We start from the raw sequence: 12,291 nt of genomic DNA on the forward strand, positions 1-12,291 counted from the left end.
AAAATTAATTTGATCTAAATTGAATATTTAAATATGACATCACAAGTATATTAACTTTATCAAAATTATAAAAACAGGACATGGAACCACATATTATTTATGTATTGGAACAGATAAAATAATAAAACAATTAAGGATGAGACCAATGGAAGAACTACAGATCAAAGTAGAGAAAGCACATCCAATCGATTTTGGACGGGGTATCATACGTCTTGATCCGAGCACATTGCTCAGTTTACAGCTATCTCCAGGGGACATTGTGGAGATCGTTGGGAAAAAGAGAACCGCAGCTAAGGTATGGCGTGCAGACCGTCAGGACTGGGGACAGGGGATAGGTCGTATCGATGGGTTCACCCGTCAAAATGCAGGAGTAGGTATTGGGGAAAGGGTTCACATCCATAGGACCGAGATACTTGTGGCGGAGAAGGTCATACTGGCACCTCCTGAAGGTGTGATGATGGAATTCGGTTCTAACATAACCGCTATCATCAAACATAATATACTGAAACGTCCGTTCGTTGCAGGGGATATCATTCCAATAACAAGTTCAATGACCCAATCAGTACCTGGAAATCAGGCGATACCTCTTGTTGCTATTAAGAGCGAGCCTGAAGAAGGCATTTTGATGGTCAATGAGAGTACAGAAATAGAACTGCGCCAGAAACCTGTGGAAGGTTATGAGGACACTGCCAGCGGCATCACTTATGAGGATATTGGCGGTCTTGGGGACGAGATCCAGAGGGTCCGCGAGATGATAGAGCTGCCTCTGAAGCATCATGAGATCTTCCAGAGACTCAATGTCGAACCTCCCAAAGGGATTATCCTTCATGGACCTCCAGGCACGGGAAAGACACTTATTGCAAAGGCAGTTGCCAATGAATCAAGGGCGAATTTCCTTTATGTTGCAGGTCCTGAGATAATGGGACGGTTCTATGGAGAGAGCGAGGAACGCCTGAGAAAGATATTCGAGGAAGCGGCCGAGAATGCGCCTTCCATCATATTCATAGATGAGATAGATTCCATTGCCCCAAAACGTGAGAACGTGACAGGTGAGGTCGAACGCAGGGTAGTGGCCCAGCTTTTGACGCTTATGGATGGCATGGATGAGAGAGGACAGATAGTCGTTATCGGAGCTACCAACCGCGTGGACTCCATCGACCCGGCCCTTCGCAGACCGGGAAGATTCGACCGTGAGATAGAGATAGGGGTGCCGGATAGCGATGACAGGCTGGAAGTGCTCCAGATACATACTCGCGGAATGCCGCTTGCGGAAGATGTAGATCTTGAACATCTCTCCACCTACACCCAGGGTTTTGTGGGTGCGGACCTGCTTTCACTTGTCCAGGAAGCTTCAATGCGGTCCCTGCGCAGGATCATCCCAGAGATAAATCTTGATGAGGATGAGATCCCACAGGAAGTACTGGAAAAGCTCATTGTCCAGGCTGATGATTTTGAGGAAGCACTTAAGGAAGTGGAACCTTCCGCCATGAGAGAGGTGCTTGTGGAAATACCGTCCATTACATGGGAGGATGTTGGTGGTCTTGATGATGCGAAGCAGGAGATCGTCGAAGCTGTCGAGTGGCCGCTGAAACATCCGGACAGGATCATTGAGATGGGGATCAAGGCGCCTAAGGGGATCTTACTGTATGGTCCGCCAGGTACCGGAAAGACCCTTATTGCACAGGCTGTGGCAAATGAGGCGAATGCTAATTTCATTAGCATAAAGGGACCACAGATGCTGTCAAAGTTCGTGGGTGAGTCCGAGAAGGCTGTACGTGATACTTTCAAGAAAGCAAGACAGGTATCCCCTTGCATCATCTTCTTCGATGAGATAGATTCCATTGCTACAACGAGGATGGCAGATAGTGAGACCGGAAGAAGCTCACAACAGGTCGTCAATCAATTGTTGACAGAGCTTGACGGATTGGAGCCTCTAAAGGAAGTAGTAGTTATTGCTGCTACCAACAGACCGGATATGCTCGATCCTGCCCTGATGCGTTCAGGAAGGTTTGACAGACTTGTGCTTGTAGGCAGTTCCACGATCCAGGGAAGGGAAAGTATATTCAACATCCATACCCGCAACGTGCCGCTGGATAGCGATGTCAGTATCCAGGAGCTTGCTACCATGACCGAAGGGTATGTAGGGGCTGATATAGAATCAGTGTGCAGAGAGGCTGCAATGCTTGCACTGCGCGAGGATTTTGATGCTGAGAAGGTAAAGGCAAGGCATTTCTTTGCTGCAATCGAGAAGGTCAAGCCTACGATTACAGAGGATATGGCCGAATTCTATAACAAGGTCCAGGACAAACTTAAGGGTGGAACTCATAAACAAGAAACAAGTTCTTATATGGGTTACATGTAAAGATTCTACTAAATATTCAAAGGGAGATAAAGGATGGCAAAAGTGTTTGCAAAGAACCTGACCAATAAACAGGTAATGGCCACAGATGGAACCGAGCTAGGCGTACTGAACAATATAGTGATGGAAAATAAGACAGGTGAGTTGGAAAACCTTATCATTAAGCCGGATATCGGCCTGGATACTTCCAAATATCAAAAGGACGGACAGTACATCGTCGTTTCTTTTGATGCGGTCAGTGCTATCAAGGATTACATAGTTGTTGATAAGCTCATGGCGAAAAGCCTGCCACGCAACAACCTGTAATTCCCTTTTTTATTTAGAGCAGGCCATTGGAGATAGCATACTCAATGGCCTCAAGGGTACCTTTGCCAAAGGACGCCTGGGTCATGTATTTTGCAGCCAGTCTTGCTTCATTGTCTGCATTGCCGACTGCAATCCCAAACCCTGCGACTTGCATCATTTCGGCATCGTTACATGAGTCGCCGATGGCAAGATAATCTGAGGGTTCAAGCCCCATAAGCTCTGCAACTGTCACTAGCCCTGTGCCTTTATTCATGCTACTGCTTTTGATGTGGATGGCATAACCGGTGTCGATGATCTCTATGTCAATACCGTGTTCTGAGACGGTCCTGCGGAGATCTTCGACTGCGACATCCCTGTTAAGTACGACCTCGGTCTTGCGATATGCAGCATCGAGCTTTACCAATTCATAATATTGAGAAAGCAGCTCATAGGCTTTTTCGCATTCTTCTTTGCCATCGGCTATAATGGAAGGACTGTCAAAACCGGTGGAGACCACGCCCCCGTTCTCTGCTATTACGATGCCGCTGATGCCTATGAGCTTTGCAGCGGCGTGGACATAGCATAGAGGATTGCCTGTAGACAGGATCACCGGTACGTTCAATTCGCGAAATCTTTTTGCGACATCGAGGTCCAGTGACCTGTTTGGGTTGGTTATAGTTCCGTCAATATCAATGACAATAGCTTTGAGGACCATGCCACCAGATATGACGAAGAAACATATAATTGTTTACTCAGGCATCCCCAAGACCATCTGTTGTGACGGAGATGAGTGCTTCGCCATCCGGCAGGTTCGGAGAGTCCACGAGCTTGACTATCCTTTTCTCGCCTTTGGATTTTCTTATGTAGAGCCTGAAGGTGGCAGTGTGACCGAGAATGTGACCGCCTATTGGTTTTGTGGGGTCGCCGAAGAAAGCGTCAGGTTTTGACATGACCTGATTGGTGACCACTACACATGCGTTGGAAAGATCACCGAAACGCAGGATGTCATGAAGATGTTTGTTGAGCTTCTGCTGCCGGTCGGCAAGTGTACCCCTGCCGATATACTCAGCCCTGAAATGGGCAGTGAGGGAGTCAACGATAAGAAGTTTGACTGGCATCTCGGTATTTTTGAGCTCGTTGGCAAGCTCATTGGCGGAGTCCACAAGAAGGATCTGATGATTGGAATTGAAGGCACGTGCCACATGGATGTTCTTGAGGAATTCCTCAGGGTCGTACTCGATGCCGTGCTTATCAGAGATACCTTTTACCATCTGTGCGATCCTTTCAGGCCTGAAGGTGTTCTCGGTATCGATCATGATCACAGAGCCACCAAGACCGCCCTGCTCGGGAGGCAATTGTACGTTCACAGCAAGCTGATGGGCGATCTGCGTCTTTCCAGACCCGAACTCCCCATACATTTCCGTGATGGACTGGGTCTCTATCCCGCCACCCATCATCTCATCGAATTCCGTGCACCCGGTGGACAGTTTGCCCACAAGTTTCCGCCTTTCAAGAACAAGGTCGCCGGTCTCGAATCCACCGACATCCGCCGACTGCCTGGCGGCGTTGATTATCTTTGCAGCTGTAGATTCCCCGATCTCCGCACTGTTGGCAAGTTCTGCCGGAGAGGCTACAGCAATGGCTTCAATAGTAGTGAATCCGGCATCCTTGAGCTTCTGTGCTGTTGCTGGTCCTACGTGATCAAGATCTTCCAATAATACTTCTGTCATTTTAATTACTCCTTAAGGTGCACTAGTTTCTTTTGTTCATGTGTGCACATTTGTTCTTCATTTATCCCCCAGGACTATATATACATAAGGTAAGCGGGTTGAAAGTATTCAAAGCATGATATCCTTTGGAAGAAATATAAGAATACAGATATTATTACTGAATCAAAGCTCCACTTCCATGAAGAAACACCGTTTCAATACGAATGTCAAGAATAAAATTAAAATATATATAGATATAAAAGTATTATTTCACACGAGGAATACTAGTGAACACATCAGAGATATTAACAGAATTTATTGAAGATACTGGAAAAACAGTCAGTGACCGAACACTCAATAAATATAAAGACGCAATCGATCTATTTGCATTATTTCTAAGAGATACCAAATATGATGAGAACGAGGATCTGGAATATGACGTCAAGGAAGAGCAGAAGCGTGTTTTGGCAGCATTGGACTTTGACTTTTCGGAGGTTACTTCTGAAGCAATAGAACAATTCCTCGGATATTTTTTGATACGAAAAGTGATGGACACAATTTCTTTTAAAGATGATGTTTCAAAGAGAATGCACAAATTTGTCAAGTGGGCATATCAAAAAGGATACATGAGCAAAGAGAATTATGAAGATTGCGAGCCAATGGTTAAAAGATTGAAAACCGATGTCCGCTTAGCTGAAGAGTTATTTTTTGTTTTGGCAGATTATGTCGATGAAGATCAACCTGAAAATTGTGAAGAAGAGTCCTACGAAGATTATTTCCAGATCAAAAAAGTAACACCAGGAAAACTTTATTTGGAATCGATTTATCCTTTTGGTGATGAACTGGACGAAGAGATAATTGTGAAAGTTCCAGAAAAGATCAGTTCGATGTGCAAAGCTGATTGGCAGATATATATGGAAATAGCAAAATGTGGACCAGAATGGAAGATCCTCATGAGTGGAAGTGTCTATCCAATTCCGTATTAAAGATGAGAGATTAGCTCTGAAAGAACACAATATTTTTACTGAGAAGTAAGAACTAGGTCAGCTTTTTTCGGTCGTAAAAAGAAACTTTCATATCTTGAACAAATATACGATCAGCCAGAAGCATCGCTTATTGTCCTATACAGCAGAAGGCGTGGGGGAAAGACCGAACTTGACAGAGAGTCCCTAAGGGTAGGAAAGGATCGTACCTTTTTGATGATAGCTAACATCATTTTACCCCCAAGGAATAGTATTATTGAACAGTTATTAGCTGGTGTGTACATGCTTGCCCTTCACTTGCAGCCACATCTTTTCAGATGTTACGTAATCTCACAACCCCCTATGGACACAATTCCCAAAAACGCCGTCATAACACTTAATGTGCTTACACATTAAGTCAAAATCATGTTTATCATTGGGCGTTTGGGGATTACACTGGCGATCTTTTTGATCATATCGCTTCTTATTCCGTCCATTCGGAAGAGGATCGATTATCGGTTCGTTGCCATTGGGGCACTTTTATCGGACCTTATCGACAAGCCGATAGGGAGATTGTTCTTTGAAGAGATATTTGCCAATGGAAGGATATTTGCCCACATATTCTTGTTCGTATTAGCCATCTTCCTTTTGGGTGTCTTCATTTACAGGCAGCAGAGGGAGAATGGATCAGGGATGATCGTTCTGTCTTTTGCCAGCCTCATACATCTTTTACAAGACCGTATGTGGTTAGTACCGCAGACTTTCCTGTGGCCTGCTCTGGGATGGGAATTCCCTCATGGGTCTGTTTATGGAGGATTTTCACATTACCTATCCGTAGTCACCACGAACAGTTTTGCACCTGAGGTCTCGAACACATACATGTTCGAACTTGCCGGACTTGGAGTGTTCATAGTAGTGATATACTGGCAGCTCTTCAGGATCATTGTACCACACACGACAGATCAGGATTCATAACATTTATTCAGAGAGTGCCGAATTACTGACATCACACCATTTCCCCATCCCAAAACCACCATCCCAAATGTCACACCCACGCCCGCCAATCCATCATAACACTTATGACATACGAACCCCTTTTGCAAGCGATGGGAAGAACAGCGGTAGGAGGAACCTTTGAATTCCTTCACGATGGCCACACGGCATTGATCAGAAAGGCGTTCGAGATGGCGAAAGGCGACATTGTGGATATCGGCCTTACATCCGATGAGATGGCCAAACAGAAGAACAGGAACATCCCCGATATTGCAACCCGCAAGAAGAATCTGACCGCTTTTATCGAGCAACTTGGCATACCTAAGAAAAGGTACAATATACAGACCCTGAAAGATCCTTATGGCTCGACAATCAAAGAAGATTACGAGTTCATCGTAGTATCCCCTGAGACCCATCCCGTTGCCCTGAAGATCAACGAGATAAGAAAGGCTGCCGGAAGAGGAGAAATAAAGATAGTGAGCATAAACTACGTAATGGCGGATGATGATCTCCCCATATCGTCCACACGTATCGGCCAGGGAGAGATCGATGTGCACGGGCATTTGAAGCTTAAATGAAATGGCTTTTCAGGTGTGAACTACTAACCTCCAAGCACTCCACAAATGTACCAATTTAAATTATTATGTGTTTTCTTTTTATACATTCATTCTAAAAAAAGTACAACCGTCCCCCTTAAATATTTTTAGACCATCAATATATTGGGAGTAGAGGTGGTAAATACTATCAGTGTAGAGAAGAACTGCCCTGTATGTGGCAGTAAATTCGTGGTGGATAAGAGCGTAGCTGAGAGAGATCTGTGTTGCACACTCGGGTGTTGTTTGAAGATTACGAGTAGTTCACAGGATAATTTAGTACAGTTTTGAGAATATCGGCCAGCATTAAAGACATGAAGATATTTTGAGGATCTAGTGCATTAGTCGTACTATTATCAGATTAATCTGTTTTTAAGGAGTTATTATCATGGTGCGTGTCGGAGTAATCGGAACCGGAGTTATGGGTGTTAACCATATACGAATATATCACGAGATGGAAGGCGTGGAGCTTGTAGGAATTTCTGATATAGATGAAGAAAGAGTGAAAGAGCTATCCAGAAAGTATGGCACCGAGCCCTTTACAGACTATAAAAGATTGCTCAGAAAAGATCTTGATGCCATTAGCATCGTTGTCCCTACAAAGCTCCACAAACAGGTGTGTCTTGATGCCCTTGAAGCAGGGGCAAATGTGCTTGTGGAAAAGCCCATCGCTGATACGCCAGAAAATGCAGATATAATGATACAGGCTGCAAAGAATGCAGGAAAAGCCTTGATGATCGGACACATCGAAAGGTTCAATCCAGCGGTCATAAAACTTAAGGAGATCATCGATGCGGGCCTGCTTGGAAAGATAGTATCTATGTCGACCCGAAGAGTAGGTGCATACAATCCGAGGATAAGGGATGTAGGTGTTATCCTGGATATCGGAGTACACGACATCGATATTATCTCATATCTTTACGGCCTTAAGGTGAACAAGGTCCATGCCATTGCAGGTGCGAACATCCATCCGTTCGAGGATCATGCCTCCATACATTTAAGGTTCGACCATAACCAGACAGGTCTTGTAGATACCAACTGGCTGACCCCTCACAAGATACGCAACCTTACAGCCGTAGGAATTAAAAGCGTGGCATATCTGGACTACATCAACCAGACTTTAGAACTTCATGACGAGAAATGGATAAGGGAAGCAAAAGTTGACAAAGCCGAACCCCTCAGGAACGAGCTGGAGCATTTCATCAAATGTGTGAGCACAGGTGAAATGATACACTGCAACGGAGAGGACGGAAAACATGCACTGGAAGCATGCATGGCTGCCATTGATTCATACAAGCAGGAAAAGACGATCCAATTGTGATCGACACAAACTAAATTTTCATATTTATAACACGGATAACACAGGTTGATATCATGAGTGATAAGTTACAGAAGATCATAGATGCAAGAGGACCCATCAAAAAAATAGGTGTTCTTGGTATGGGATACGTAGGCATACCTGCAGCAGCTCTTTTCGCAGATGTTGACAAATTTGAGAAAGTCCTGGGATTTCAGAGGAATTCCGCATCCTCCGGCTACAAGATCGACATGATCAACAACGGTGAAAGCCCCCTAAAAGGCGAAGAACCCGGCCTAGAAGACCTCTTAAGAAAAGTCACCGATACCAAAAAGTTCGAGTGCACCCCCGACTTCTCAAGAATTACAGAGTTGGACGCAGTGACCCTTGCTATCCAGACCCCATTCAAAAATCCCGCAGACCTCATCCCTGATTTCGGGGCCCTGATCGAGGGCATACGCAACGTAGGCAAATACCTCAAACCCGGCATGCTTGTAGTACTGGAATCCACCATCACCCCGGGAACCACAAAGGGAATGGCTAAAGAAATCCTCGAGGAAGAGTCCGGCCTGAAAGCAGGAGAGGATTTCGCCCTGGCCCATGCCCCCGAACGCGTAATGGTGGGCCGCCTCCTCAAGAACATACAGGAACACGACAGAATTGTCGGAGGAATAGACGAGACCAGCACAAAACGAGCCATCGAACTCTACTCCCCAGTCCTCACAAAGGGAAAGATAATCCCAATGTCCGCCACCGCAGCCGAGGTCACCAAAACCGCCGAGAACACATTCCGGGACCTACAGATCGCAGCAGCCAACCAGCTCGCCCTCTATTGCGAATCCATGGGGATCAACTTCTACGATGTACGTGCAGGAATAGACAGCCTAAAAGGAGAAGGCATTACAAGAGCCATCCTCTGGCCCGGAGCCGGAGTCGGCGGTCACTGCCTTACCAAAGACACCTATCACCTTGAACGCGGCATAGAGATAGCCGGTGAAATGCCTTTAGACTATCCCAAAAATGCTGATTCCATCTACATCCTGGCCCGCAAGGTGAACGATTTCATGCCCAATCACATGTTCAAGCTCACCGAAGAAGCCCTTGCAGCCGCCGACAAAAGGATCAAAGGCTCAAAGATCGCCATGTTAGGCTGGGCCTTCATCAATGATTCTGATGATGCCAGGAATCCCCCATCAGAGCCATACAGAGACCTTTTAGTTGAAGCTGGTGCTGAAGTTATGGTGCATGATCCGCATGTGTTGAACTATCCGAATGTTGAGATAGAGAAGGACATGGAATCAGTAGTGAAAGATGCCGATGCAGTCGTGATCCTGACCGGCCACTCCGAATACTTCAAGCTGGATCCTGCTGAGGTTAAAGCATTGATGGGGAAAGATCAGCCTGTTGTTGTGGATGGCAGGAACGTGATCAAGCCTGAGGAATTTATTGATGGAGGGTTCGTTTATAGAGGGATTGGAAGAGGGGATATTAACTGAACATCTGAGGTAATAAGTTTAGAAGGAGGTCATCCGGTGATACAGAGGACATGGAACTGCGGGATTTTGTGTGCATATATATGTGGGGAGCTAGCATGGGCACTAACAATTTAAAAATACCATCCACCGTTTCTCTGGAACATATACCCCACTTTTGGGAACAGAATGAAATTCTTATCCTTATAGTTGATCTGAATGACTATGATACATTGAGTACAGATCATCTGGATGACATTGAAAAAGAACATCTGGAAAGCTTGCAAACCGAGTATTTCAAAAAAAGATACATAACATCCAGAATGGTTTTGAAATATATTCTGTGTAGTCTCCTCAAAGAACGAGCCGTATACGACATATCCATGTATAAAGACAAATGTGGAAGAGTCCATGTACGCGATCATAAAGAAGTACATATCTGTATCTCCTATACTGAAAATATTGTCACCTTGGCAATCTCAAAGATCGAGGTTGGTATTGATGTCGAACTTAGAAAATTGCGGTCCCTTACAAATGTTTCAAAATACCTGCACACAACACTTTTACATGCCGACACATATGCGAATGGTCACGATCCTTTAATGATATGGACCCTGAAAGAAGCGTATTGTAAGTTTTCGAATAAGAGCATTTTTTCTAATTTTAATAAAGAATTAGATCTTAACAATATCTGTCATTCAAATTATATTATAAACAACAAATACATACTTGCCGTTGTTACTGATTCGGATCAGTATACAATTAATATTAGTCGTCTTCAGAAAATTGTCTGTAACGGAAACTCAGCATAATTATTGTAGATCAAAATGAAGTATGGAATAATACCAATGTTAAAAATATATTAGTGCAACTGTTAAAAATATATTAATATAATTGGGAACAATATTATACATAACAAAGAACTAACTTGTATCCCTCACGATCATCGATTCGCAAAAAAGGAATGCATGGGGGCTTAACACTTCAATGATCGAGGCAGATACTTCATCCGAAGACTATGTCAGGGACATGTTCTGATCTTGGAGGCCATTCAGCAGAGAGGTCATGTGATGGATGGACGTAACATCCTTTAATAAACAGGTTCCAAGATTTAATCGTGATAGAAAATAGAAGAGAACTCAGAAATCAAAGGAGCAGTACGAAAAGAAAATCATGTGAAAGAATCTAAGAAGTGGGCAAAGAGGTGTTCAATGCAGGAAAAGTGGTGCTTACTAAGGTCCACAACAACATTGGTACACCAACAAATAATCACGATCTGACGCATTCCCATCCCAGCTCTCGCAAGGAGTCTCCTGCGTTAAGTAAGATGAACAACATATTTAAAATCGGTAATGACAATGATATCTAATAGAGATAAAGTAACTTCAGTAGTTCGCTAATTTCAGTACTTCGCTAATATTCTATCTCCTCCATAATAACCCCAATTTAGCTACAACATTCAATTGTTAATCTAACCCTCAACTTCTTTCTTACCCATTCCATAACAAAATGAATGAACATATCAAACCTAAACATATCGTATTCAATTACCTGCGGTCCTCTTTTAACTCTCGTGAAGTGCCTTCTTTGTAATGTTACCCACGTATTTTTGAGAAGAAAAGAAACCAACGTATAGAAATATCGGAACATGGGATTTTTAGAAGATGTCTTTGGCTTTACAATATTTCTCATCCTGTAGGATGCCTCAATAGCAAATCTTTTCCTGTAGGTCGTACTTACTTTTCGAGGATCCCAATCAGTACCGTAAACAACAAATCCAAAGTTTTCACAGCCCGTTTCCCCTCGATTTCCCTTCTTATATTTAACGTCAATAACGACATCGAGTTTAACATTTCCCTCAGCACCTTTCATGACATATGTGTCATAACGCTTTTTTCTACCCATTAGAACCGTTTTGATTTTTCTCCCTCTTTTGACAACAGGAATAATATGGGGAATCTCTTTTTCCTGTAAAAAAGCAAAAACTTTAGATGAATAGAATTCCCGATCTAAACAAAGGACGTTGACCTTGAAATTAAGTTCATCAATCCGTTTTATAAAACAGTTAATATAATCAGTCTTTAATTTCCCATTTTCGACAGGCAGCACAGAGATTGTAAATCTTTTATTATTGTTAATAATGTAAAGTGATACATAGGAATAGAACGTGTTCGTTGATTTTTTAGCCTGTCCTCTGATAAGGTACTTTTTGTTTTCTTTATCCCTTTTTCCATAGTATGGATCGTTTGTATAATCGATAGCAAAGTCATATTTTTGGTTTTGGTTGAGAGTTCCAAGTGCTGTTTGCATGAGTATTTTTGCATTTGATTCAATGAGTTGATCCATACTCATTTTTTTCAAATGATACCTTATTGATGTTTCGCAAGGCGTCTCAAGATACTGTTTATTTATTGAATGTGCGGATTTTTTATCAACTGCCATACCTAGAAGAGTGTGAAATAGGTCTTTACGGGTAAGTGAGCCATTTATAGGAATGTGAATGTTGTCGAGAAGAGGTTGCAAAGCGTTTTTTGTACATTCGTATGGAGTTAGTTGTAATCGAGAAAACATGGGGAGGCGGCATTATTCGCATATAAATTTGCTGGTAGGTAATGGGGTTA

The 12,291-nt window shown here is 43.4% G+C and carries 11 protein-coding genes; 8 read left to right on the forward strand and 3 right to left on the reverse strand.

What is annotated here, in order from left to right:
• Positions 1 to 145: 145 nt before the first annotated feature.
• Positions 146 to 2,362 (forward strand): CDC48 family AAA ATPase, encoded by a 2,217-nt coding sequence (locus KDK67_RS00370; protein ID WP_250866856.1) that lies wholly within the window; start codon positions 146 to 148, stop codon positions 2,360 to 2,362.
• 33 nt (positions 2,363 to 2,395) lie between these two features.
• Complete coding sequence (locus KDK67_RS00375) at positions 2,396 to 2,665, forward strand: PRC-barrel domain-containing protein (protein WP_172365100.1); 270 nt, start codon at positions 2,396 to 2,398, stop codon at positions 2,663 to 2,665.
• 13 nt (positions 2,666 to 2,678) lie between these two features.
• On the opposite strand, the gene KDK67_RS00380 is transcribed toward KDK67_RS00375, so the two are convergent.
• Positions 2,679 to 3,359, reverse strand: coding sequence for a phosphoglycolate phosphatase (locus KDK67_RS00380; protein WP_250866857.1), 681 nt, complete (start codon positions 3,357 to 3,359; stop codon positions 2,679 to 2,681).
• A gap of 37 nt (positions 3,360 to 3,396) precedes the next feature.
• The gene (radA, locus tag KDK67_RS00385; protein WP_250866858.1) at positions 3,397 to 4,374 is read right to left on the reverse strand and encodes a DNA repair and recombination protein RadA; all 978 of its coding nucleotides are present in this window, start codon (positions 4,372 to 4,374) and stop codon (positions 3,397 to 3,399) included.
• Between the two features lie 266 nt (positions 4,375 to 4,640).
• Between radA and KDK67_RS00390 the strand changes: the two genes are divergently transcribed.
• From KDK67_RS00390 to KDK67_RS00415, 6 genes are all read left to right on the forward strand, one after another.
• Positions 4,641 to 5,339: a phage integrase SAM-like domain-containing protein gene (locus KDK67_RS00390; RefSeq protein WP_250866859.1), complete on the forward strand. Its 699-nt coding sequence runs from the start codon at positions 4,641 to 4,643 to the stop codon at positions 5,337 to 5,339.
• A 402-nt stretch (positions 5,340 to 5,741) separates the two neighbouring features.
• On the forward strand, positions 5,742 to 6,290 hold the full coding sequence (locus tag KDK67_RS00395) for a metal-dependent hydrolase (protein WP_250866860.1): 549 nt from the start codon (positions 5,742 to 5,744) through the stop codon (positions 6,288 to 6,290).
• A gap of 131 nt (positions 6,291 to 6,421) precedes the next feature.
• Positions 6,422 to 6,886 carry a phosphopantetheine adenylyltransferase gene (locus KDK67_RS00400; protein WP_250866861.1) on the forward strand — a complete coding sequence of 155 codons (465 nt, stop codon included), beginning with the start codon at positions 6,422 to 6,424 and terminating at the stop codon, positions 6,884 to 6,886.
• A 403-nt stretch (positions 6,887 to 7,289) separates the two neighbouring features.
• Positions 7,290 to 8,222 carry a UDP-N-acetylglucosamine 3-dehydrogenase gene (locus KDK67_RS00405; protein ID WP_250866862.1) on the forward strand — a complete coding sequence of 311 codons (933 nt, stop codon included), beginning with the start codon at positions 7,290 to 7,292 and terminating at the stop codon, positions 8,220 to 8,222.
• 53 nt (positions 8,223 to 8,275) lie between these two features.
• On the forward strand, positions 8,276 to 9,694 hold the full coding sequence (locus KDK67_RS00410; protein ID WP_250866863.1) for a nucleotide sugar dehydrogenase: 1,419 nt from the start codon (positions 8,276 to 8,278) through the stop codon (positions 9,692 to 9,694).
• Between the two features lie 95 nt (positions 9,695 to 9,789).
• A complete protein-coding gene (locus tag KDK67_RS00415) occupies positions 9,790 to 10,482 on the forward strand; it encodes a 4'-phosphopantetheinyl transferase family protein (RefSeq protein WP_250866864.1) in 693 nt (230 codons plus the stop codon).
• Positions 10,483 to 11,116: 634 nt separating this feature from the next.
• On the opposite strand, the gene KDK67_RS00420 is transcribed toward KDK67_RS00415, so the two are convergent.
• Entirely contained in the window at positions 11,117 to 12,241 is a 1,125-nt protein-coding gene (locus KDK67_RS00420) for an ISH3 family transposase (protein ID WP_250866865.1), read from the reverse strand.
• Between the last annotated feature and the right edge of the window lie 50 nt (positions 12,242 to 12,291).

This window comes from Methanococcoides seepicolus (assembly GCF_023684405.1).
Taxonomy (GTDB): domain Archaea; phylum Halobacteriota; class Methanosarcinia; order Methanosarcinales; family Methanosarcinaceae; genus Methanococcoides; species Methanococcoides seepicolus.